This window comes from Qipengyuania marisflavi, assembly GCF_005884405.1.
GTDB classification, from domain to species: domain Bacteria; phylum Pseudomonadota; class Alphaproteobacteria; order Sphingomonadales; family Sphingomonadaceae; genus Qipengyuania; species Qipengyuania marisflavi.
In genome coordinates this window covers 208,729-230,081 of record NZ_VCAO01000002.1, presented here as the reverse complement: position 1 = coordinate 230,081, position 21,353 = coordinate 208,729, and the positions used below count along the sequence as shown (strand labels likewise).

The following is a 21,353-nucleotide window of genomic DNA, read 5'->3' as shown; positions in this document are numbered from 1 at the left end:
GGTGTGAGTGTGCTCGAAACAATTGCGATTCTGCGCGCGGGCACTATATAGCCCGCGACCTTGCTTACGCCACCCGGTCGCGGCGTGACCCCACATTTCCGGCAGGATTTCCCAGATGCCCTCAGTCATATTCCCCGGTCCAGAAGGCCGTCTCGAAGGCCGTTTCGCACCGGCACCGCGTCCGCGCGCACCTGTGGCGATGATCCTTCACCCGCATCCGCAAGGCGGCGGCACCATGAACGAACGGATGACGCAGAGTCTGTACAAAACCTTCGTGGATCGCGGTTTCGCAGTGCTGCGGTTCAATTTCCGCGGAGTAGGACGCAGTCAGGGCAGCTTTGACAACGGGATCGGCGAATTGTCCGATGCCGCTGCCGCGCTCGACTGGGTGCAGCAGATCCATCCCGAAGCGCAGACAACATGGGTGGCCGGCGTCAGCTTCGGTTCGCTGATCGGCATGCAATTGCTGATGCGCCGCCCCGAAATTCGCGGCTTCATCTCGATCGGTGCACCGGCGAATATGTACGATTTCTCGTTCCTCGCGCCCTGCCCTGCCTCGGGCATCTTCATCCAGGGGGCCGCCGATACGGTGGTGCAGCCCAATGCGGTGCAGAAGCTGGTCGACAAGCTGCGCACGCAAAAGCACATCACGATCCACCACGAGGAAATCCCCCGCGCCAACCACTTCTTCGAAAACGAACAGAAGGAATTGATGGGCGCGGTCGACAATTACCTCGACTTCCGGCTTGATCCGTCCTGCCCGATCAAGTGATGCGTTGGCGTAGCGCCAACCTACCCTCCTGACCGATACAACAGACGCCGCCAGCCTTGGCGGCGTTTGCATTTCAAATAGCAACGCGAAAGCGCTTGCTTTCAAAGTGTAATGTTGTAACATTGCAATTGAGGAGGCGGCCTGAATAGGTCGCCCAAGGGAAGAGGAGAACACAATGGCCTATGTCGACCAGTCGCGCAGACCATCCCCCACCAGCATGGCCGCAGTGGTTGCCGTTCACGTTGCGATAGCAGCGGCACTTGTTGCCGGACTGACCGTGAGCGGGATAATTGCGGTAGAAGATGAGGGTCTTGAAGTGACCGACTACACTCTCCCACCACCGCCCGAGCCCCCCGAAACGGAGCCAGAAGTTACGCCGAAAAGCACTCCGGACACGATGGAGCCGAAAATCTTCGTCCCCACGCCCAAGCTTGATCTCGAGCGGCCTGAGCCGAGGGTTGCCACCAGTGATGTGATCTTTCCGCCGCTCCCGCCAATCCCGCAACCTGGGCGAGGCACCGAGATGGTCCCAAAGCCGACACCCAGCGTCAAAGCCTTCGATGTGGTCGCCGCCAAGCCCAAAAACGATCCCGGAGGCTGGCTCAGCGATGCTGACTATCGCCCCAGCTGGGCGCGGCAGGAACTGACTGGGCTGGCCCGCTTCCGTCTGGAAATTGCCGCCAATGGCCGGGTCAGCGATTGCCGGATCACCGGATCAACCGGACATAATGCGCTCGACAAGGCGACCTGTGCGCTGGTCACCAAACGCGCCCGCTTCGAACCAGCGCGCGGTGCCGATGGTGCGGCGGCCGCCGGATCGTACAACGGCGCGGTGCAGTGGCAATTGCCCGAATAAGCGCCTGACTTACTGAGAGCCCCGTTCGAGCTTTTCGAGCGGGGCTTCGCCGTCCTTGTCGGGAATGGTCCAGATCCCGACATTGACCAGTGCCACCAGCGCCATGATCGCCATCAGCACCGCCTGCTGCACATTGCCCGTCCTGCGCCACATCACATAAGCCCCGGCGAGCAGGGCAAAGGCAGCAAGGACGGCGAGCGAGAGCGCGAAATTGAGCATCGGCCCCACATAGGCGATGCGGCGTGCGCTAGCATAGCCCCTGAAATTTGCTGCACCGATGCCAGTTACGGAACGTCACCGCCGCCCCGGCGTTGATTGCGCGAGAGGCGACCGCTTCCGGTTACGCCGCACTATGGGAGCATTGCCATGAGTATTTTCGGAAAAATCAAAGACGCCATCTTCGGAAAAAAGGCCGACGCCCCGACCACCGGCACACCCGGTGAAAACAACGCCTGGGCCAATGCCCCTGTCGTCGACAAGCAGGCCGTGCCGGTCGTCGATGTCGAGAACAATCTCGATTCCATGCCCGGTGCAGACAATCTGAATTGGCGCACCTCGATCGTCGATCTGATGAAGCTGCTCAACATCGATTCCGATTACGAAGCGCGCAAGGCACTGGCGAACGAGCTGGGCCGTGACAATTATTCCGGTTCGGCCGAAGACAATGTCTGGCTGCACCAGCGTGTAATGCGCGAATTGGCGTCGAATGGCGGCAAGGTGCCTGCTCAGTTTCTCGACTGATTAACCTGAACCAATTATCAAAGCGTTATTTGACAGTGATGCGCGCGGGCCGCAAACCCGCGCGCATGACTCATTCCAGCTTCGACATCACCCGGCGCCAGGTCATCGCAGGCATTGGCGCCACCTCTGCACTCACCATCAGTGGCTGCGCTTCGGTACCGCGACCCGAAGGCATTGCAGCGGCACAGAAGATCGGTGCCGACCGCTTGCTGGAGGTGGTCGCTTACAACCTCCTCGAACACGAGCCTGAACGCGCCACCTCGCTGGGCGTCGATACTGGCCGCTACGCCGCGCTGCGCAGCCAGTTGGAGGATCAGTCACAGAGCGGGCAGGACGCCTATGCCGCCACGCTGCGGCAGGATCTTGGCAGAGTGCGCGCCTTCCCCAAGGATGGGCTTGATGCCGATACGCTGACCAGCCTCGAAGTGGTCGAGAGCGCCTATAGCGTCGCGTTGGATGGCTTCGCGCTTCCCTATGGCGATGTCGCGGTCGGCAGCTGGCGCAACGCGCCCTATGTCGTGATCCAGAACGTCGGCACTTTTCTCGACATGCCGCGCTTCCTCGATTCGACGCAGCCGATGGCCAATGGCGATGATGCCGATGCCTATATTGACCGTCTGGAGGCCCTGCCCACCGCGCTGGATGGCGAGCTTGAGCGGATGCAGGCGGCCCGCGCGATGGGCATGGTGCCGCCCGATTTCCTGCTCGACAAGGCAATCGCGGCGATGGAGCAAACCATTGCCAGCGCCGGTTCGGCAGAGCTGTTTGTCCCCGCCATGCGCGAAAATCTGGCCAAGGCGGGAATGCCCGAAGCCTATGCCAATGGCGCGAAAACGCTGGTCACCGGCCCGGTCACTGCCGCCCTCACCCGCCAGCTTGATGAACTGAAAGTCCAGCGCGGCGTCGCCGATTCCGATCCGGGGATGTGGAGCCAGCCGCGCGGCGATGAATGGTACGCTTGGGCATTGCGCGCCAGCACCACCACCACACTCAGCCCGGACGAGGTGCACGAACGCGGCCTTGAAGAACTGGCCGCGTTACACGCACAAATGGATCCGATCTTGCGCGAGATCGGCTATACCAGTGGCTCTGTGGGAGAACGGATGCAGGCGCTGAGCGCCGATCCGCGCTACAAATTTGCCGAGGGCGATCCGGGCCGCAAGGAGATCATGGATTTCCTGCATGAGCGGGTGGACTGGATCAAGGCGCAGATGCCGCGAGCGTTCAACACGCTGGTCGATCCCAACATGGAAATCCGCCGCCTGCCGCTGGCCGAAGAACCCGGCGGGCCGGGCGCCTATGGCGGCGCGGGCAGCAAAGACGGGAAGATCCCCGGCCGGATGTGGATCAACTTGGGCAGCACCGACCTGCACCGCAAATATGATCTGGCCGATCTTGCCTATCACGAGACCATTCCCGGCCATGTCTGGGAGGGCGAATACTCCAACCGGCTGCCGCTGATCCGCTCGATCCTGGCCTTCAACGCCTTTTCCGAAGGCTGGGCGCTATATGGCGAGCAGCTGGCCGACGAGCTGGGCGCTTATGACGAATTCAAGGTCGGGCGGCTGGGCTATCTGCAAAGCTTGGCCTTCCGTGCCTGCCGCATGGTGGTCGACACCGGCCTGCACCACAAACGCTGGACCCGCGAACAGGGCCGCGCCTTCTTTGTGGAGCGCAATGGCTCCAAGCCTGAAGAGGTGGCCAGCGAAGTCGACCGCTATTGCAGCTGGCCGGGTCAGGCCTGCGGCTACAAGGTCGGACATTCCGAAATCGTCCGCCAGCGCGCCCGCGCGCAATCGGATTTGGGCGATGCCTATGACTTCAAGGCGTTCAACGATGCGGTCATTCTGGGCGGCAATGCCCCGCTGGACGTAATGGCGCGCAATGTTGACCGCTATATCGCGCGCAGCGAAGGGTAGAGCGAATTTTCTTCATCGCTGATCCGGTGCTGGATGCGGTTGCGCGGGGCTTTGTCCTGAGCGTGGCTGCGCTGCTGTTTGTCGTTTTCCTCATTCGCGTAAACGGGCTGCGATCCCTGTCGAAAATGACGAATTTCGACTTCGTGATGACCATCGCAATGGGGTCACTGGTGGCCGGTGCAGCGCAGGCCAGCGAATGGACCGGCGTGTGGCAAGCCCTGGCCGCGATGACCGGGCTGTTCGTGTTCCAGAACCTTGCCGCGCGCCTGCGCCGGGCATCGGATACGGCTGAAAAGCTGATGCAGAACGAACCGGTCCTGCTGATGAAAGATGGCAAGATCTGTCACAAGGCACTGGCGAAAACCCGCGTGGCAGAATCCGATCTTTACGCCAAGTTGCGCGAAGCCAACGCGCTTGACCTCAGCAAGGTCAGCGCCGTGGTGCTGGAGACCACCGGCGATGTGTCAGTGCTGCACGGCGATACCCAGCCGGACAAACGGCTGACCCAAAGCGTACGCGACAAGACCACCTGACGCGCTGCAATCAGGTTCCGATACGCACGTTATAGCTCACGGTGTACTCGCCCGCATCATAGAGCAGGGTCTTGGTGAAGCTGCCTTTTACAGTGCCGGTTTCGATGATGCCGATAACATCATGATCGCCAATCGGATCATCCTCCATAACGGTCAGGCTGATCGGGGCGACGGATGAAAACGGTTGGTCGACCACCCAGCTTTCACCATTGCCAATATCGAATTTCGATCCCTCACCCTCGGGCAGCCGTTCGCCATTGTTGACGCGCAAATAGATCTCGTCCTCGCCGAATTTCTCGGTCCGCTTGATGCAGGTGATCACGATATTGTCGACCATATAGCGCAGTGGCGCACCGGGCACCCCTTCGCGCAGGCTGCGGGGGACCAGATAAATCGGTGTGCCGGTGACGCTGGCGCTGACGAACGGGCGCTGGTCTCCGCCGGTCGCGCCCAGCACGTCATCGCGTACTGACCCGCCCAGCAATTGCAGCGGCAGATCGGCCTGGGGCAGACGGCTCGCCAGCGACTTGGCGAAGGGCGAATTTCCGCCTGCCCCATCAGCCGCAGTCTGGCCCGGTGCAGCCGCATAAATCACGATGACATCATCCGCCTAAACGCCCGCGAGCCCGCGGCTGACCGCGCGAGTCCCGCTTTTCCATTTTTGCCCGAAGGGACTGTTGCGGCACGCATCGAGGATCACCATGCGGACCTGCGCGCCCGCCATGCTTTCGACCACCATATCGAGCTCGATCACTTCGAATTTCAGATCGCGGTCGGACAGCAATTTGGCGTCCACCGGGATCAACCAGTTCTCGCCCCGCCCCTCTATGCCGTGACCCGCGTAATAGACCATCGCCACATCGGCCCCGTCGGAAGTGGTGGCAAACTGGCGCAAGGCGATCTCGAAGGCGTCGGACCCCAAATTCTCAACCACGATTACTTCATCGAAATTGGCCTCACGCGCCGCCTCCGCGATCAACGCGACATCGTTCTTGGGATTCCTCAATGGGCTGGCGAATTCATAATCGGAATTGCCGATAATCAGGGCAACTTTGCGCGCCTCTGCCATTCCGGGTGAGAGCAAACCAAATACGGCAATCACCGCAATCATCACTCGAAGCAGGATAATCATCCCCACAAAGACCCAGTGTGAGGCCTATCACAAGCATGGTTCTTGCGCCAATTGCTGCGCTCGCAGTAGGTGGTGCCGTGGGATGCAGGATGATGACGGCGGCGCAGCAACCGAATAGGCCGCGCGCCGCCTGTCAGTATTACCGCCCGCGCATCATGCCGGTGACGACCTGACCAAGGATGCCGCCAAGCGCACCGCCCATCGCGCCGCCCTTGCCCTTCATCATGTGACCGACCACCGCCATCGCGAGCATCGGGAGCATTTGTTTGAGCAATGTTGCAGGGATGCCGGTCGAACCGGACACTTCCTCAGCCACGCCGCGGCTCACATCTTTGCTGCCGAAAATCTGGCCGAGGATGTCATTGCCGGGCTGCTTCGGCGTCGGGCTGCCGCCCAATACCTGTTCGAGCAAGCCGCCGCCCATTCCGCCGCCGCCTGCACCGCCGCCCAGCACACCGCCGAGCAAATCGCCCAGTCCGCCGCCCGCCGCAGTGCGTGATCCGCCTGCGCCGACATGGCTGCGCCCCAGCCCTGCCACAATCGCGGGGAGCAAGGCCCCGGCTGCGGACTGTGCCGTCTGCGGGTCAATATTGAGTTCACGCGCCATGCTGTCGAAAACGCCGTCTTGCTGAAGGGTCTGGGCCAGGTTCATCGTCAATTCTCCGATTGGCAGCCGCGGAAAATCGCGGCCGTCTCAGACTACCAACGAAAGGCCCCCGGTCCGGTTTCCCGGCCGGGGGCTCTCCTCTCCAACTTCAAGACCGGCTGGTGTCAGGCAGCGACCGATGCCGTGGGTGCGGCATCGCGCACACCCTGATCGACGTGCTCGGCAAAGGGCGCGAAATTGTCGATGAACAGATTCACCAGCTTTTGCGCCGTGCGGTCATATTCGTCCGCATCACTCCACGTAGTGCGCGGATCTAGAATCGCGCTGTCGACGCCCTGAACCGCCACGGGGACTTCAAAGCCAAAATTGGGGTCCTTGCGGAATTCCGCATCGTTCAGGCTGCCGTCGAGCGCAGCGTTGAGCAGCGCGCGGGTTGCCTTGATCGGCATCCGCTGGCCCACGCCATATTTGCCGCCGGTCCAGCCAGTGTTGACCAGCCAGCATGACACTTGGCCCTTGGCGATCCGCTCTTTCAGCAAATTGCCGTAAACGCTGGGATGGCGCGGCATGAAGGGCGCACCGAAACAGGTGCTGAAAGTGGCCTGCGGTTCGGTCACGCCGATTTCCGTACCCGCAACCTTGGCGGTGTAGCCGGACAGGAAGTGATACATCGCCTGATCGGGCGTCAGCCGCGCAATCGGAGGCAGCACGCCAAACGCATCGGCGGTCAGCATGATCACATTGGAAGGGACCGGCCCCATATTCTCGTCAGAAGTGTTCGGGATCGAGCTGAGCGGATAGGCCCCGCGCGTGTTCTCAGCCAGGCTGTTATCGTCCAGATCAATGACGCCGTCTTCGTCCATCACCACGTTTTCCAGCACCGTGCCGGACATCTTGGTGGTGGCGAAAATTTCGGGCTCTGCCTCGGGCGAGAGCCGGATCATCTTGGCGTAACAGCCGCCTTCAAAATTGAACACCGCCGTGTCGGACCAGCCATGTTCGTCATCTCCGATCAACGTGCGGCTGGCATCGGCGGACAGCGTGGTCTTGCCCGTTCCCGACAGGCCGAAGAACACGGCGGTTTCACCAGCGGGGCTGATGTTCGCACTACAATGCATCGGCATCACACCCTGCGGCGGAAGCAGGTAATTGAGGATGCCGAACACGCTTTTTTTCATTTCGCCTGCATATTTGGTGCCGCCGATCAGGATCAGTTTCTTCGACAGATTGACTGCGATCACAGTCTCTCCGCGCGTGCCATGCCGGGCTGGATCAGCCTGAAAGCTGGGCAGGTCGACGATGGTGTATTCAGGCGTGAAGTCGGCCAGCTCTTCCTCGGTCGGGCGGACCAGCAGCGTGCGGATGAACTGATTGTGCCATGCCAGTTCGTTGATAACGCGGACATTAACCCGGTATTCCGGCTGCGATCCGCCAAACAGATCGGCGACATACAGCTTCGACTTCTCGGCCAGCGCCGCCATGAAGTCTTCTTCCAGCGCCGCGAAATGGTCAGGCGTCATCGACGCGTTGTTATCCCACCACACCGAGTTTTCGGTTTCGGCATCGCGGACGATGAATTTGTCCTTCGCGCTGCGTCCGGTGTGCTTGCCGGTTTCGACGACCAGCGGGCCACCCTTGGCAAGCTTGCCCTCGTCATTGGCCAGCGCTGCGTCGGTCAATTCACGCGACGACAGATTGGAATGGATGGTGGCATCGGTATCGATGCCCTGGTCGGTCAGCGAATGGGAAAGGGGAACGGTCACGGAAAATCTCCAGCGCGCGAAGGCATTTTTGATGGAATCGCGTCGGCGCATACGAATGCACCGGACTTCACTGCTGCGCATAGTCGTGCCTGCAAGCCGCGTCAAACCGCCGCCAGGGCCATTATCCACCTGCAGGACAGTCAGCGCGTTGTTTTGGCCCGGCAAACGCGATAGGCAGTATCCATGGAAAGCGAACACCCGCAGGCGGAGACTCTCGACGCCGACCGTATGGTCATCGCGCTGGTCGATGATGACCGCAACATCCTGACCACCGTTTCCATAGCTTTGCAGGCGGAAGGCTATTCCACGCGCGTCTATTCCGATGGAGAGACGGCGCTGGCCGCCTTGTTGCAAAACCCGCCTGACCTGGCCATTTTCGATATCAAGATGCCCAAGATGGACGGGATGGAATTGCTGCGCCGTCTGCGCGAGCATTCACCGCTGCCGGTAATCTTCCTGACCAGCAAGGATCACGAGGAAGACGAACAGGCCGGTTTTGAAATGGGCGCGGACGATTACATCGCCAAACCGTTCAGCCTGCGCCTGTTGCTCGCCCGTATCCGCGCCATCCTGCGCCGCAGCGATGCCCTGCGTCCCTTCCCCGCCGACGAAATCGTGGATGATCCGGTGGGCGAGGTGATCGAACGCGGACGGCTGCGGATGGACCCGTCGCGGCATCAGGTGACATGGGCCGATATTCCGGTGTCGCTGACCGTTACCGAATTCCTGTTGCTGGAGGCGCTGGCTGCCCGGCCCGGCGTGATCAAGAGCCGCAACCAGTTGATGGATGCGGCCTATCCCGACGATGTCTTTGTCGATGACCGCACTGTCGACAGCCACGTCAAACGGATGCGGCGCAAGTTCCGCAGTGTGGACCCTCAATTCGGCGCCATCGAAACGCTTTATGGCGCCGGTTACAGCTTTACCGACGGCTGACGGGCCGATGTCCGAACGCGGCAGCGTCCTCAGAGGTGACCCTCGCCTCGACAAGCTGCGCTGGTCGCGGCGGCTCTCGCTCACCAGCCGCATATTGTTCGTCAATGTGCTGCCGCTGGTGCTGCTGGGTGGCGGGGTCATCTATCTCGACAGTTATCGCAAGCAACTGCTCGATGAACGTTTCAAGCTGGCGCTGGTCGAGGCGCAGATCACGGCGGAGGCGCTGGCCGGGGCGACGCCGCAACGGCAGGATGCGCTGCTGATCCAGATCGGTAAGGAACAGCGGCTGCGGCTGAGGATTTACGCCGCCGATGGCGTTAAGACGGCAGACAGTTTCGCGCTGGCCCCGCCCAGCTACACACTCGCTGGATCGGATGCTGCCGCCAGCGATTCGTTTTCGCTGACACTCGACCGCTGGTTCGATCGCATCGTTGGGGCGCCGCTGCTGCCCGACTACCGCGAACCGCAACCCGACAATATTGACCAATGGCCCGAGCTTGGGCGGGCGAGAGAGGAAAGCCTGACGCAGATCGTGCTGCGCGATGCGCCCGATGGTACGCATGTCATCAACGCCGCTGCTCCCGTGGGGCTGGATGGCGAGACCCTGCTACTGACCCGCAACCCGGTCGATATCACCCAAAGCGTGCGCGATGCGCGGACCACGGTGGCTGTGGTGGCGCTGCTCGCGCTGCTCGTCTCCACGCTGCTCTCGCTGTTTCTGGCGCGCACTATTGTGCAGCCACTGCGCCAGCTGGTGCAGGCGGCAGTGCGCGTGCGCCAGGGGCGTGACCGTCAGGTGGAGGTGCCCCGCCTGCCCGACCGGCGAGATGAGATCGGGATGCTGGCGCGCGCATTCTCGGACATGACCGGCGCGCTGAGGCACCGCATTGACGCGGTCGAAAGCTTCGCTGCCGATGTCGCGCACGAGATCAAGAACCCGCTCGCCAGCCTGCGCAGCGCAACCGAATCGCTGGCCAAGGTCGAAGACCCCGAACTGCGCGCCCAATTGCTCGCCATCGCCACCCATGACGTCCGCCGGATCGACCGGCTGGTTTCCGAGATTTCCGAAGCCAGCCGCATCGATGCCGAACTGTCGCGAACCGAATTCGAACCGGTCGATATTGCCGCACTGGTGCGCAATATCGTGACCAGCCGTGACGAGCGGGGCGAGAACGAGGGCCGCCAGATTGTTGTCTCAGCACAAGGACAGCCGGAGCGGGTTCTGGGGGTCGCTTTGCGGCTGGAGCGTGTGATCGAAAACCTGCTCGACAATGCGGTATCCTTCTCGCCGCCTGACGGGACCATTGATGTCACTCTGGCCACTGGCGAGAGCTCGCTGACGCTGACCGTCTGCGACGAGGGTCCGGGCATCCCCGAAGACAAGCGCGAGAAAGTGTTTAGCCGCTTCCACTCCGACCGTCCGACGGGTGAGGATTTCGGCAATCACTCAGGTCTTGGTCTCGCCATCGCGCGTACCATTGCCGAGGCGCATGACGGCCGCCTGTTCGCCACCACCCGCAGCGATGGCGCGGCGGGCGCGTGTCTTCAGCTGGACCTGCCCGTCATGCCCAAGGCTCCGCTGTGAACGCAGCCGTGCTGGCCAATGTCACCGGCGTCGCCATCTCAGGCCGCGCTTTGCTAATTGAAGGAGCGCCGGGCAGCGGGAAATCGGCGCTGGCTCTGGCGCTGATTGATCGCGGCGCGGTTTTGATCGGTGACGATGCGGTGAGCACAGCGCTGCGCGGCGGCGCAGTCTGGGCCACCCCCCCGCCCAACACCGCCGGACTGATCGAAATTCGCAATGTTGGGATCGCCAGAATGCCAACCACCGAAGCGCCAATTGCGCTGGTCCTGACGCTCGATCCGGCAGCGCCGCGTTTCCCGCTGGAATTGGCGGCGCGGGAGATCTGCGGCGTTGCAATTCCTGCACTGCCGTTCGCCCCCGGCGATGCGGCGCAGGCGCTGCGCGCCGAACACGCGCTGCAAATTCATGGCCTCCCCCTCCCCGTGGCGGTGAAAAGCGCGCAGGAAGGCGCCGTATGACCAGCGATGCGCCTTCCGAGAACCCGTCTGCCCGCCAGCGTATCCTGCTCGTCACCGGCCTGTCCGGCGCGGGCAAGACCACTACGCTGCAGGTGCTGGAGGATCTGGGGTGGGAGACCATCGACAATTTCCCGGTGCGCCTGCTGGGCGGGATGGTCGGCGGCAAGGCGGTGCAACCCGCCCCGCTCGCCATCGGCTTCGATTCGCGCACCCGCGGCTTTGTCCCGGACGAGATCATCACTCTGTGCAGCCAGCTGGCCGCGCAGAGCGATGTCGAGCTGGAGACGCTGTTTCTCGACTGCGCCAGCGGCGAGATCGAGCGGCGCTATAACGAAACCCGCAGGCCGCATCCGATGGCGCGGGAACGCCCCGTTCTGGAGGGCATCAAGGCCGAACGCGAATTGCTCGACCCGCTGCGCAGCTGGGCCGACAATGTTATCGACAGCAGCGATTTCGCCAGCAACCAGCTGCAACAGGTTGTGCGCGAACAATTCGCCGATACCGCCGCGCGCGAGATGACCGTCACCGTCTCCAGCTTCGGCTTTTCGCGCGGGATGCCGCCGCTGGCCGATCTGCTGTTCGATATGCGGTTTCTCGACAATCCGCACTGGATTGCGGAGCTGCGCGAGCAGACCGGGCTGGATGATGCGGTGGGCGCACACATCCGGCGCGACCCCGCTTTTGCCCCGTCATTCGACCGCATCGCCGATCTGATCCGCACGCTAATTCCGCATTACGCCGCGCAGGGGCGCAGCTATCTGAACATCGCCTTTGGCTGCACCGGCGGCAGGCACCGCTCGGTCTACTCGGCCGAGCGTGCAGCGCAGGTCTTGCGCGAGGCTGGTTTTTCGCCCACTGTTATTCACCGCAATCTGGGAACCCGCCCCGCCGACCCGCTCGAACGCCGCTGATTCCCGGAGCGCAACAATGGTCGAAAGCCAGGCAAACAATCCTTCGATGGCCGCAATCGGAACCCCTTCATGATAGGCATGATCCTTGTCACCCACGGCAAGCTGGCCGAACACTTCATCGATGCGATGGAACATGTGGTCGGCAAGCAGGATGGAATCGCCACCATCTGCATCGGTCCCAATGACGATATGGAGCAGCGGCGACAGGAAATTGCCGATGCCATCGCTGCGGTCGATACCGGTGACGGCGCGATCATCCTGACCGATCTGTTCGGCGGCACCCCGTCCAATCTGGCGATTTCGCTGCTCGACACCGGGCGGATCGAAGTGATCGCCGGGATCAATTTGCCGATGCTGATCCGGCTGGCGGGCACGCGCAAGACGATGAGCGTCGTCGATGCCGTGCACGCCGCGCAGACCGCCGGGCGCAATTATATCACCGTCGCTTCGGAATTTCTCGGGCAGGATCTGGATTCGGCACGGAAGAAAGCGTCTTGAGCGAACATCGCCGCACGCTCACCGTGGTCAACCAACGCGGGCTGCACGCCCGTGCCAGCGCCAAATTCGTCAATGCCGTATCCGAATTGCCAGAGGGCACCGAGGTCCGCGTGGCCAAAGGTGCGAATGAGGCGGGCGGCGGTTCGATCCTCGGGCTGATGATGCTGGGCGCGGCGAAGGGCGACACAATCGACATCATCGTAACCGGCGCCAATGGCGACAGCGTGCTCGCGGATTTGTCCGCCATGGTCGAGGACGGGTTCGGCGAACCATGACCGCGCAGCCGGAGCGATAGAGATGCGCCGCCAGATTACCGGTTTCTCCAACCCCACAGTCAAGGCGCTGCGCCAGCTGCGCGACAAGAAGCACCGCAAGCGCGAGGGCAAATTCCTCGCCGAAGGGCTGCGGCTGCTGACCGATGCCCGCGAGTGCGGCCACATCCCAGAGGTGCTGGTGCTGGCCACCACCCGCGATCCGCATCCGCTGCTGGCCGAGCTGGAAGCCGAGGTTGCCGCTGCGGGCGGCGAGATTATCGAGACCGCGCCCGACATCCTCTCCAAGATCACCGGCAAGGACAACCCGCAGGCGGTGGCAGGCGTGTTCGCTGAATTCGACACATCGCTGGCCAGTCTGGACCGCAGCGCCGCCGATATCTGGCTGGTCGGGCAGGCGGTGCGCGATCCCGGCAATCTGGGCACCATGCTGCGCACGGGTGACGCCATCGGTGCGGGCGGGCTGATCCTGATCGACGATTGCGCCGATCCCTTCAGCGTGGAGGCAGTGCGCGCCAGCATGGGCGCAGTGTTCACCCAGACCATCGCCCAGGCCAGCTGGGACGAATTCCACCCCTGGCTGCGCAGCGGCGCAGGCCAGCTGGTCGCCGCCAGCCTGCGCGACGCCCAACCCTATCGCAGCGCCCCCTACACCGCGCCGTGCTTCGTCATGGTCGGCAACGAATCGCGCGGCCTGCCCGAGGATTACGAACTGGCCTGCGACCTGCGGGTCACCATGCCCATGAAAGGCCGCGCCGACAGCCTGAACGCCGCCGTCGCTGCGGCGGTGCTGGGCTATGAAGTGCTGGCGGGCCTTTAGGGCGCGGTGGACCACCGACCGGGGGGTTCTAAAAAACTTTCTTCTCACTGGTCCCAGCCTTCTGGCCCCGCCAGTCGAGCGATCACCGCGCCGCGCCGCAATAGCCGGAAAAGCGCGAAATTGTCGGCTTTTCGGCGCATATTCGTCATCTTCCCCTGATAGATGACCGGCTGGACCAGCCCGGTTTCAAGACGCCGCAGCAGCGCTTCGTTCGTGACCTTCCGAAAATCGGGTCTGGGGGCCCTGATCCGTCCCGATCCGGGCGGCGTCAGCACCCGGTCCCATGCCGCCGCAAACCCTTCCGCTCCGCATCGGGAGCGCAGGCGGTACGCGCTTTCGCGTGACATTTGCACGCTGCGCGCCGCCGCCGTGACCGAGCCGGTGAAATAGAGCTGCGCAAGAAATCCGCATTGCCGAAGTTCGCTCCACCCGTCCGCGCGCCCGCGCAGCGGGACGGGATGAAAAAACGTCGGCCGACAGCGGCAGCGGTGAGCGGGAGATTTGGGCACCGGCCAGCATGGAGCAGAATTGCCGCGTGTAGGAAAGTGTGCTGGGTGGGCAGGCAATGCGAGCAATCTCCTGCACACCCATATACGAACGAGTCAAATCGAAATTGCCAGACACACGCACCCACTAAATGGCGCGGTTTCGGCGGTTATCACCTTTTCCCTCTGCCATCAGGCAGAGGCTTCGTCTTCCGAACCAGCTGTATCGAAATTCATGAGTTGTCTTGGCTGCGTATTAAGCGGCAGGACTTCGGTGATATCCTGCGCCGAGGTGTCGATACTGAGCGTCTCGAAGCGTTCCCCAGTACGGCGCAGATTGGTGTCGAAGCTGCCCACCAACTTGTCAAAATGCTGATTGGTAGAAGCCAGATTCTTGCGCATCAAAGCAAGATGCCCCGCCACCACGCCAAGTCGGTCGTAAAGTTCCTTACCGAGCTGCGCGATCTCTCGCGCGTCGGCTTGTTCACCTGCCTGTCGCCAGACCGTGCTGACGGTGAGTGCGATCGACATGAAGTTCAGCGGACTGGACAGAACGATCCGCCGTTGCAGCGCAAATTCCAGCAGGCCATTGTCTTGCGTGATGGCCGCATAAAGGACGTGTTCACCGGGTACGAACATCACTACGAAATCCGCCGATCCGGCAACATGATCCTGATATCGTTTCGAAGAAAGATCTTCGATATGCGTGCGCAATTCGCGGGCATGGGCCTTGAGCAGCGTCTGGCGCTCGTCCTCGCTGTCCGCTTCATTGGCCCGGGCATAGGTGTTAAATACGTTCTTCACGTCCACAACCAGCCGCCGTCCACCGGGGATGTTGATCACTGCGTCGGGGCGCAGGATATTGCCCGTTTCGCCCCGCACGCTCGCTTGAAAATCGAAGTCGGCCTTGTCGTATAGGCCGCAGCTCTCAAGCAGGTTTTCCAGTTGTAATTCGCCCCAGTCGCCCCGCGCCTTGGTGGCGCCGCGCAGCGTGGTGGTGAGGCGGTGTGCGCCTTCCATCACTCGCTCCTGACCGGCTCGCACTTCACCGATCACGCCTTTGAGCTGTTCGAAATCGGTCACGCGATTCTTTTCGAGTTCCTCCACCCGCTTGCGATAACGTTCCAGCGTTTCGCCCACCGGGCCGACCTTCTTTTCCAATTGATCGAGGCTTTCCTTGCCCAGCGCGCTCAGATGGGTGCCCGCCCCTTCCAGAAAGCGGGTGCGTGCGCCTTCAAGCATCCTTTCCCCGATCTCGCCGAACTTGGCCTGCAGCTTTTCCTCTGCATCGACCAGCCGTTTCAACTCACGTTCGAACTGCAGTTCGCGGTCTGCGATGCGCGCGTTCTGCGCCTTTTCCCGTTCCGTCATTTCACTGCGCAATTGTGCCAACTTTACACTGGCCTCGCCATGTTCGGCCCGCAAGAGCTCGAGCCTCTGCTCAAGATCATCGGCCCGACCGGCGCGCACAGTCGCGTTTTCGAGGTCAACGATAGCTTTGCGAAACTTTTCGTCCAGTCCGCGCGCCTCGGCATCGCGTTCGTCGTGTCGCGCCTTCCAGTCGGCAACGGGGCGCGAGCCGAAGAACCAGCCGAGCGCAGCCCCGATGGCGAGGCCGAGGACAATGGCGATGAGGGCAAATACAGTGGGATCCATCGCGCCATGTTAGGCGGAACGGATGCGGAACGCCAGAGTCTGGAAAACATCTTTCCCACATCCGTTTTCTCGGTACTGAGCAGGTTTGTTTTGCGGACTAGCGCCTAATTGACAGCGATACCGGCCTGCGCCGGAATGACGGTTCTGGTCAGGCGTATTCGCGCATTTTCTTGAGCTTCTTCAGCGCCATATTGCGTTTCAACCGGCTGAGGTGGTCGATGAACAGCACCCCTTCGAGATGGTCCATCTCGTGCTGGATGCAGGTCGCCATCAACCCGTCCATCTGTTCTTCGTGCACTGTGCCCGACAAATCCTGCCAGCGGACGCGGCAGGTGGCGGGGCGGTCGACATCGGCGTATATCTCGGGGACCGACAGGCAGCCTTCCTGATAGGTCGCCAGTTCCTCTGCCGGGTCGAGGATTTCCGGATTGATGAAGATGCGCGGTTCGCGCTTGACCGGCTGATGCGTGTGTGCGTGCCCGTCATGGCTGCACGCCTCGGGCTCGGCATCTTCATCTTCAGGCTGGAGGTCCATGACCAGAACGCGGCTCGGCACGCCGACCTGGATCGCGGCCAGCCCGATGCCGGGCGCGGCGTACATGGTTTCGAACATATCCTCGACCAGCGTCTTGAGCTCGTCATCGAAGACGGTGACGGGCTGCGACACGGTTTTGAGCCGGGGATCCGGCACTTCGAGAATTTCACGTATAGCCATGCGCGGTGATTTAGTGTGCGTTTTGCCGATTCACAAGCCGCCGCGAATGTTTCGCAGCGCGGTCAGGACATTGGACGGCGCGCGCGCAGGGCCTGTGCCAGTGTGCCTTCGTCCAGATAGTCCAGCTCTCCGCCCACCGGCAGGCCATGCGCCAGCTGCGTAATCCGTAGCGGCAACGCCTCCATCCGCTCCGCCAGATAATGCGCGGTGGTCTGGCCCTCCAGCGTAGCGTTCATTGCCAGAACGATCTCGTCAAAACCGCCCGCCTCCACTCGCGCCAGCAGGTCAGCGATATTGAGGTCTTCGGGCCGCACCCCGTCGAGCGCGGACAGCCGGCCGCCCAGCACGTGATAGCGCCCGCCGAACAGCCGCGATTTGTCGAGCGCCCACAGATCGGCGACATCTTCCACCACACACAGGCTGCGCTGATCGCGGCGCGGATCGGCGCAAATCGCGCAGGGATCGCGGGTGTCGACATTGCCGCAGGTCTGGCATTCCACCAGCGCCTCGCCCACACTGGACAGCGCCTCCAGCAGTTCGGGCAGCGCGGTTTCGCGCCGCTTGACCAGCCACAACACAGCGCGGCGGGCCGAGCGCGGACCAAGGCCGGGCAGGCGTGCGAGCGTGGAGGCGAGCGTTTCGATCTCTTGCGATGCCATGGGCCGACAGATAGGGGCGACGGCGCGAACACGAAAGGGCACAGCCACCGCCATGCGCATAATCTTCATGGGAACGCCCGATTTCGCGGTCCCCACCCTCGCCGCCCTGCACGATGCGGCGCACGAAATTCTGGCCGTTTACACCCAGCCGCCGCGCCCGGCGGGCCGGGGCAAGAAATTGCAGCCCAGCGCCGTGCAGCGCGAGGCCGAGATTCGCCATCTGGAGGTGCGCATCCCGGTCAGCCTGAAATCGGCAGAGGAACAGGCGCGCTTCGCTGCGCTTGAAGCGGATGTGGCGGTGGTGGCGGCCTATGGACTGATCCTGCCGCGCCCGGTGCTGGAGGCCCCCAGACATGGCTGTCTCAACGTCCATGCCTCGATCCTGCCGCGCTGGCGCGGGGCGGCACCGATCCACCGCGCGGTGATGGCGGGCGATCCGACAACCGGCGTGACAATCATGCAGATGGAAGCGGGATTGGACACCGGACCCATGCTGGCCACCGCCCGCACCCCCATCGAAGACAAGACTACAGGCGTTCTGACCACGGAACTGGCGGAGCTGGGCGCGCAGCTGATGGTTGGCACGCTGACCGATCTGGGGTTGCTGCACGCCGTGGCGCAGGACGATGCCGAGGCCACCTATGCCGCCAAGATCGACAAGGCGGAGGCGCGGATCGACTGGTCGCAAAGTGCCCAGCAAATCGAGCGACAGGTGCGGGCGATGGCCCCCTTCCCCGGTGCGTGGTTCGAACTGGATGGCGAGCGGGTCAAGCTGCTCAGCGCCGAACTTGCCGAAGGCGGCGGCGATGCCGGGACCGTGTTGGACGACGCGCTGACAATTGCCTGCGGTGATGGCGCGCTGCGCCCGCTGATGCTCCAGCGCGCGGGCAGACCGGCGATGGAGCGCGCGGCATTTCTGCGCGGCAAGGCGGTCAAGCCGGGAACGCAGGTGCGGTGACCCGGTTCGCGCTCACTCTGGAATTCGACGGCACGCCGTTTTTCGGGCTGCAACGCCAGAAGCACGGCCCCAGTGTCCAGCAATCGGTCGAAGCCGCCGCGCGCCGCGTGACGGGCGAAGATGCCACGCTGCACAGCGCGGGGCGCACCGATGCAGGCGTCCACGCGCTGGCGATGCGCAGCCATATGGATATCGCGAAGGACATCACCCCGTTCCGTCTGATGGAGGCGCTCAATGCACTGCTCCGCCCTGACCCTGTCGCCATCATCGCGTGTCAGAATGTGCCCGATGACTGGCACGCGCGGTTTTCCTGCACCGGGCGGCGTTATGTTTATCGCATCGCCAACCGGCGGCCCCCGATGACGCTGGACCGCAACCGGGTGTGGCAAGTCACGCCGGAGCTGGATCACACCGCGATGCACCGCGCCGCTCAGTCACTGGTCGGGCGGCATGACTTCACCACCTACCGTTCCGCGCATTGCCAGTCCGCCGATCCGGTCAAGACGCTGGACCGGCTGGATGTCGAACGCGAAGGCGATGAAATCCGCATCCATGCCGCCGCGCGCAGTTTCCTGCATCATCAGGTGCGCAGCATGGTGGGCTGCCTTGCGCTGGTCGGCATGGGCCGCTGGCGCGAGGAGCAGATTGCCGAGGCGCTGGCCGCACGCGACCGTCAGGCGCTGGGCCTGAACGCTCCGCCGCAGGGCCTTTATTTTGTCGAGGCACTTTACCCTACGTCACCCTAGCCAGCCTGTGAATGCAGGCGTAGCGAGGGGGCAACATCACTCGAGAGGAGCAGTTTCATGAGCACCACCGGACAACAGATTTTCACCACGCTGGCCGCCGACGGCACGCTGACTGTGGAACTGGCCGACGCGACTTTTCCCGCGCCCACCGGCAATCAGGTGCTGGTCAAAATGGAAGCCGCGCCGATCAATCCCAGCGATCTGGCGCTGTTGTTCGGCCCCGCCGATCTGGAAAACGCCGATTTCTCGCCCGGCAAGGTCGTGGCGAAAATGCCTGAGCCCTTCAACACCGGCTCCAAGGGCCGCCACGGCCAGCGGATGCCGGTTGGCAATGAAGGCGCGGGCACCGTTATCGCCACAGGTGATAGCGACATGGCCAAGGCGCTGATGGGCCAGCGCGTCGCCTGCGTACCGGGCAATGCGTTTTCGCAATATTGCCTCGCCGATGCGCCCATGTGCTTGCCGCTGGGCGATCTTTCATCCGAAGATGGCGCGTCGGGTTTCGTCAATCCGATGACCGCGCTGGGGTTTGTCGAAAACGCGAAGATGGATGGGCAGAAGGCCATCGTCCATTCGGCAGCCGCATCCAATCTGGGCCAAATGCTCAACCGCATTTGTCAGGAAGACGGCATCGCGCTGGTCAATATTGTGCGCAGCGAAGCGCAGGTCGATCTCCTCAAGGGCCAGGGCGCCGAATATGTCGTCAATTCAGCCGAAGACGACTTCATGGCGCAGCTGCGCACCGCTATCGACACCACCGACGCCTATTACGGATTTGATCCGATTGGCGGCGGGCAGATGGTCGATTACTGTTTCAAGGCGATGGAGCAGGTCGCGGTTGGCAAGATGACCGAATTCAGTCGCTATGGTTCGAACCAGGCGAAGAAGATGCACATCTATGGCCGTCTCGACCTCGGCCCGACCATCCTGACGCCCAGCTATGGCTTTGGCTTCACGCTGACCGGCTGGCTGCTGTTCCCCTTCCTGCAAGGCGCCGGGATGGAAACGATGGGCCGGATGCGCCAGCGCGTGCTGGCGGGCCTGACCACGACCTTTGCGAGCAAGTACAAGCGCAAGGTAGGGCTGGCCGAAATGCTGACCAAGGAAGCCGCGCTGGAATATCGCGCGATGAAAACCGGCGAGAAATATCTGGTTACGCCGCACGCCTGACCGGCGGACTGATCAACGCCCGTCGAAAGCTGTCTGGATCGCCGATGGATCATCAATTCCATCGGCGATCAGCAGCTGCAGAAGGATACGCGCCTTTTGCGGGTTGAGCGCCCGCGCCGCGACAAAGCCATTGGCATCGTCCTCAGGCTCGCGGTCGACCAGACCTTCACCCGTCCGGCTGGCGCGCACCACCGGCAGGCCAGCTGTGCGCAGCCGCACCAGTTCGGCGCGGACGCTTTCAGGCATATTGCCCTCCCCCACACCCGCCAGCACGATCCCGCGCGCAGTGTCCCCGATCTGCCGCAGCAATTCACCGGCCCGCAACCCGGCATGGACATAGACAATGGGCACTTCGGGCAGCGTGTCATGCCAGCCGCAGCGCGCCGCCTCGCCAACCCGCCACGGCGCGCCGAACCATTCGAGCGATGATGGCGTAACCATTGCGATCGAACCCCGCGGAAAGCCGCGAAACGCATCGGTCCCGCGCGTGCGTACCTTGCGCACGTCGCGCGCGGCAAACACGCGGTCACCCATCACCACCAGCACACCGCGCCCGGAGGCCTCGCCATCGCTGGCCACGCGCACCGCATTGGCGAAATTGCGCAAGCCATCGTAACCCACCGCATCGGCAGGCCGCATCGCCCCGACCACCACGACCGGCTTTGCGCAGGGGAGCGTCTGATCGAGCAGGAAAGCGGTTTCCTCCAGCGTATCGGTTCCATGGGTCACGATCACGCCCTGGCAGCTGTCATCGGCAATCGCCGCCAGCGTGGCCGCGTGCAGCGCGTTCCATTCTGCCGGGCCGATATCCGCCGAATCGATATTGGCAATCTGCTGGCCGGCAAACTTCGCATCCAGCCCCAGTCCGCCGACCTGTTCCAGATACGAATCGATATCGATCGCACCCGCCTGATAATCATTGCGCAGCGCCGACCCGGCAATCCCCGCAATTGTGCCACCTGTGGCCAAAACGATCAGCTTTGCAGTCATAATTTGCGCGCCTAGCCGGGGCCGAGTGTTATCGGCAATTGATTTTGCAGAATAGCACGGTAGAAGCGCGCCACCCCACGCAGTTCATGGGGGCGCTTAGCTCAGTTGGTAGAGCATCTCGTTTACACCGAGAGGGTCGGCGGTTCGAGCCCGTCAGCGCCCACCATCCCT

23 protein-coding genes, 1 tRNA gene and 1 pseudogene are annotated in these 21,353 nt (G+C 62.7%); 16 read left to right on the top strand and 9 right to left on the bottom strand.

Annotation, left to right across the window (positions count from 1 at the left end; translation table 11 throughout):
• The first annotated feature begins 115 nt into the window (after positions 1-115).
• Both FEV51_RS05650 and FEV51_RS05645 read left to right on the top strand, forming a co-directional pair.
• On the top strand, positions 116-772 hold the full coding sequence (locus tag FEV51_RS05650; RefSeq protein ID WP_138616817.1) for an alpha/beta hydrolase: 657 nt from the start codon (positions 116-118) through the stop codon (positions 770-772).
• Between the two features lie 175 nt (positions 773-947).
• Complete coding sequence (locus FEV51_RS05645; protein ID WP_138616815.1) at positions 948-1,628, top strand: energy transducer TonB; 681 nt, start codon at positions 948-950, stop codon at positions 1,626-1,628.
• 9 nt (positions 1,629-1,637) lie between these two features.
• On the opposite strand, the gene FEV51_RS05640 is transcribed toward FEV51_RS05645, so the two are convergent.
• Positions 1,638-1,847 (bottom strand): hypothetical protein, encoded by a 210-nt coding sequence (locus tag FEV51_RS05640; RefSeq protein ID WP_138616813.1) that lies wholly within the window; start codon positions 1,845-1,847, stop codon positions 1,638-1,640.
• A 147-nt stretch (positions 1,848-1,994) separates the two neighbouring features.
• Between FEV51_RS05640 and FEV51_RS05635 the strand changes: the two genes are divergently transcribed.
• The 3 genes from FEV51_RS05635 to FEV51_RS05625 all read left to right on the top strand — a co-directional run bounded on the left by FEV51_RS05635 (position 1,995) and on the right by FEV51_RS05625 (position 4,821).
• Entirely contained in the window at positions 1,995-2,369 is a 375-nt protein-coding gene (locus FEV51_RS05635) for a DUF3597 domain-containing protein (RefSeq protein ID WP_138616811.1), read from the top strand.
• Positions 2,370-2,434: 65 nt separating this feature from the next.
• Positions 2,435-4,288 (top strand): DUF885 domain-containing protein, encoded by a 1,854-nt coding sequence (locus tag FEV51_RS05630; protein ID WP_138616809.1) that lies wholly within the window; start codon positions 2,435-2,437, stop codon positions 4,286-4,288.
• Positions 4,289-4,314: 26 nt separating this feature from the next.
• Complete coding sequence (locus FEV51_RS05625; RefSeq protein WP_246034457.1) at positions 4,315-4,821, top strand: DUF421 domain-containing protein; 507 nt, start codon at positions 4,315-4,317, stop codon at positions 4,819-4,821.
• 10 nt (positions 4,822-4,831) lie between these two features.
• Here FEV51_RS05625 and FEV51_RS13435 read toward each other — a convergent pair.
• From FEV51_RS13435 to FEV51_RS05605, 3 genes and pseudogenes are all read right to left on the bottom strand, one after another.
• Positions 4,832-5,890, bottom strand: a pseudogene (locus FEV51_RS13435) (caspase family protein).
• A 202-nt stretch (positions 5,891-6,092) separates the two neighbouring features.
• A complete protein-coding gene (locus tag FEV51_RS05610) occupies positions 6,093-6,605 on the bottom strand; it encodes a DUF937 domain-containing protein (RefSeq protein ID WP_138616801.1) in 513 nt (170 codons plus the stop codon).
• A gap of 119 nt (positions 6,606-6,724) precedes the next feature.
• Entirely contained in the window at positions 6,725-8,374 is a 1,650-nt protein-coding gene (locus FEV51_RS05605; RefSeq protein ID WP_138616799.1) for a phosphoenolpyruvate carboxykinase, read from the bottom strand.
• 132 nt (positions 8,375-8,506) lie between these two features.
• Here FEV51_RS05605 and FEV51_RS05600 point away from each other — a divergent pair, with 132 nt between their 5' ends.
• From FEV51_RS05600 to FEV51_RS05570, 7 genes are all read left to right on the top strand, one after another.
• Positions 8,507-9,259 carry a response regulator transcription factor gene (locus FEV51_RS05600; protein WP_138616797.1) on the top strand — a complete coding sequence of 251 codons (753 nt, stop codon included), beginning with the start codon at positions 8,507-8,509 and terminating at the stop codon, positions 9,257-9,259.
• 7 nt (positions 9,260-9,266) lie between these two features.
• Positions 9,267-10,844, top strand: coding sequence for a sensor histidine kinase (locus FEV51_RS05595; RefSeq protein ID WP_171033059.1), 1,578 nt, complete (start codon positions 9,267-9,269; stop codon positions 10,842-10,844).
• On the top strand, positions 10,841-11,302 hold the full coding sequence (locus FEV51_RS05590) for an HPr kinase/phosphorylase (protein WP_246034456.1): 462 nt from the start codon (positions 10,841-10,843) through the stop codon (positions 11,300-11,302). Before FEV51_RS05595 ends, FEV51_RS05590 begins: the two co-directional genes overlap by 4 nt.
• On the top strand, positions 11,299-12,213 hold the full coding sequence (gene rapZ, locus FEV51_RS05585) for an RNase adapter RapZ (protein WP_138616793.1): 915 nt from the start codon (positions 11,299-11,301) through the stop codon (positions 12,211-12,213). Before FEV51_RS05590 ends, rapZ begins: the two co-directional genes overlap by 4 nt.
• A gap of 69 nt (positions 12,214-12,282) precedes the next feature.
• On the top strand, positions 12,283-12,711 hold the full coding sequence (locus tag FEV51_RS05580; protein WP_138616791.1) for a PTS sugar transporter subunit IIA: 429 nt from the start codon (positions 12,283-12,285) through the stop codon (positions 12,709-12,711).
• Positions 12,708-12,986 carry an HPr family phosphocarrier protein gene (locus FEV51_RS05575; protein WP_138616789.1) on the top strand — a complete coding sequence of 93 codons (279 nt, stop codon included), beginning with the start codon at positions 12,708-12,710 and terminating at the stop codon, positions 12,984-12,986. Before FEV51_RS05580 ends, FEV51_RS05575 begins: the two co-directional genes overlap by 4 nt.
• Before the next feature lie 22 nt (positions 12,987-13,008).
• Complete coding sequence (locus FEV51_RS05570) at positions 13,009-13,803, top strand: TrmH family RNA methyltransferase (RefSeq protein WP_171033049.1); 795 nt, start codon at positions 13,009-13,011, stop codon at positions 13,801-13,803.
• A gap of 44 nt (positions 13,804-13,847) precedes the next feature.
• Here the strand turns inward: FEV51_RS05570 and FEV51_RS05565 are convergent, their stop codons facing one another.
• The 4 genes from FEV51_RS05565 to recR form a co-directional block, all read right to left on the bottom strand.
• Positions 13,848-14,150: a hypothetical protein gene (locus FEV51_RS05565; RefSeq protein ID WP_138616787.1), complete on the bottom strand. Its 303-nt coding sequence runs from the start codon at positions 14,148-14,150 to the stop codon at positions 13,848-13,850.
• A gap of 330 nt (positions 14,151-14,480) precedes the next feature.
• Positions 14,481-15,944: a DNA recombination protein RmuC gene (locus FEV51_RS05560; RefSeq protein WP_138616785.1), complete on the bottom strand. Its 1,464-nt coding sequence runs from the start codon at positions 15,942-15,944 to the stop codon at positions 14,481-14,483.
• Between the two features lie 148 nt (positions 15,945-16,092).
• The gene (gene def, locus FEV51_RS05555; protein ID WP_138616783.1) at positions 16,093-16,659 is read right to left on the bottom strand and encodes a peptide deformylase; all 567 of its coding nucleotides are present in this window, start codon (positions 16,657-16,659) and stop codon (positions 16,093-16,095) included.
• A gap of 62 nt (positions 16,660-16,721) precedes the next feature.
• Positions 16,722-17,318, bottom strand: coding sequence for a recombination mediator RecR (gene recR, locus FEV51_RS05550; RefSeq protein ID WP_138616781.1), 597 nt, complete (start codon positions 17,316-17,318; stop codon positions 16,722-16,724).
• 52 nt (positions 17,319-17,370) lie between these two features.
• Between recR and fmt the strand changes: the two genes are divergently transcribed.
• Genes fmt through FEV51_RS05535 form a run of 3 tightly spaced genes read left to right on the top strand, consistent with a single transcriptional unit; the run spans position 17,371 to position 20,192 of the window.
• On the top strand, positions 17,371-18,276 hold the full coding sequence (gene fmt / locus FEV51_RS05545; protein ID WP_138616779.1) for a methionyl-tRNA formyltransferase: 906 nt from the start codon (positions 17,371-17,373) through the stop codon (positions 18,274-18,276).
• Positions 18,273-19,022 (top strand): tRNA pseudouridine(38-40) synthase TruA, encoded by a 750-nt coding sequence (truA, locus tag FEV51_RS05540; RefSeq protein WP_138616777.1) that lies wholly within the window; start codon positions 18,273-18,275, stop codon positions 19,020-19,022. The genes fmt and truA overlap by 4 nt, the downstream gene beginning before the upstream one ends.
• Before the next feature lie 57 nt (positions 19,023-19,079).
• Positions 19,080-20,192: a zinc-binding dehydrogenase gene (locus FEV51_RS05535; protein ID WP_138616775.1), complete on the top strand. Its 1,113-nt coding sequence runs from the start codon at positions 19,080-19,082 to the stop codon at positions 20,190-20,192.
• A 12-nt stretch (positions 20,193-20,204) separates the two neighbouring features.
• Here FEV51_RS05535 and FEV51_RS05530 read toward each other — a convergent pair whose 3' ends face one another.
• Positions 20,205-21,182, bottom strand: a complete 978-nt coding sequence (locus tag FEV51_RS05530) for an asparaginase (protein ID WP_138616773.1) — start codon at positions 21,180-21,182, stop codon at positions 20,205-20,207.
• Positions 21,183-21,272: 90 nt separating this feature from the next.
• On the opposite strand from FEV51_RS05530, the gene FEV51_RS05525 reads away from it, so the two are divergent.
• A tRNA-Val gene (locus FEV51_RS05525) sits at positions 21,273-21,348 on the top strand.
• Positions 21,349-21,353: the final 5 nt, after the last annotated feature.

Coding starts and splice junctions, on each gene's coding strand:
- FEV51_RS05650 (WP_138616817.1), top strand. CDS start 116: ATGCCCTCAGTCATATTCCCCGGTCCAGAAGGCCGTCTCGAAGGCCGT.
- FEV51_RS05645 (WP_138616815.1), top strand. CDS start 948: ATGGCCTATGTCGACCAGTCGCGCAGACCATCCCCCACCAGCATGGCC.
- FEV51_RS05640 (WP_138616813.1), bottom strand. CDS start 1,847: ATGCTCAATTTCGCGCTCTCGCTCGCCGTCCTTGCTGCCTTTGCCCTG.
- FEV51_RS05635 (WP_138616811.1), top strand. CDS start 1,995: ATGAGTATTTTCGGAAAAATCAAAGACGCCATCTTCGGAAAAAAGGCC.
- FEV51_RS05630 (WP_138616809.1), top strand. CDS start 2,435: ATGACTCATTCCAGCTTCGACATCACCCGGCGCCAGGTCATCGCAGGC.
- FEV51_RS05610 (WP_138616801.1), bottom strand. CDS start 6,605: ATGAACCTGGCCCAGACCCTTCAGCAAGACGGCGTTTTCGACAGCATG.
- FEV51_RS05605 (WP_138616799.1), bottom strand. CDS start 8,374: ATGCGCCGACGCGATTCCATCAAAAATGCCTTCGCGCGCTGGAGATTT.
- FEV51_RS05600 (WP_138616797.1), top strand. CDS start 8,507: ATGGAAAGCGAACACCCGCAGGCGGAGACTCTCGACGCCGACCGTATG.
- FEV51_RS05595 (WP_171033059.1), top strand. CDS start 9,267: ATGTCCGAACGCGGCAGCGTCCTCAGAGGTGACCCTCGCCTCGACAAG.
- rapZ (WP_138616793.1), top strand. CDS start 11,299: ATGACCAGCGATGCGCCTTCCGAGAACCCGTCTGCCCGCCAGCGTATC.
- FEV51_RS05580 (WP_138616791.1), top strand. CDS start 12,283: ATGATAGGCATGATCCTTGTCACCCACGGCAAGCTGGCCGAACACTTC.
- FEV51_RS05570 (WP_171033049.1), top strand. CDS start 13,009: ATGCGCCGCCAGATTACCGGTTTCTCCAACCCCACAGTCAAGGCGCTG.
- FEV51_RS05565 (WP_138616787.1), bottom strand. CDS start 14,150: ATGTCACGCGAAAGCGCGTACCGCCTGCGCTCCCGATGCGGAGCGGAA.
- FEV51_RS05560 (WP_138616785.1), bottom strand. CDS start 15,944: ATGGATCCCACTGTATTTGCCCTCATCGCCATTGTCCTCGGCCTCGCC.
- def (WP_138616783.1), bottom strand. CDS start 16,659: ATGGCTATACGTGAAATTCTCGAAGTGCCGGATCCCCGGCTCAAAACC.
- recR (WP_138616781.1), bottom strand. CDS start 17,318: ATGGCATCGCAAGAGATCGAAACGCTCGCCTCCACGCTCGCACGCCTG.
- fmt (WP_138616779.1), top strand. CDS start 17,371: ATGCGCATAATCTTCATGGGAACGCCCGATTTCGCGGTCCCCACCCTC.
- FEV51_RS05535 (WP_138616775.1), top strand. CDS start 19,080: ATGAGCACCACCGGACAACAGATTTTCACCACGCTGGCCGCCGACGGC.
- FEV51_RS05530 (WP_138616773.1), bottom strand. CDS start 21,182: ATGACTGCAAAGCTGATCGTTTTGGCCACAGGTGGCACAATTGCGGGG.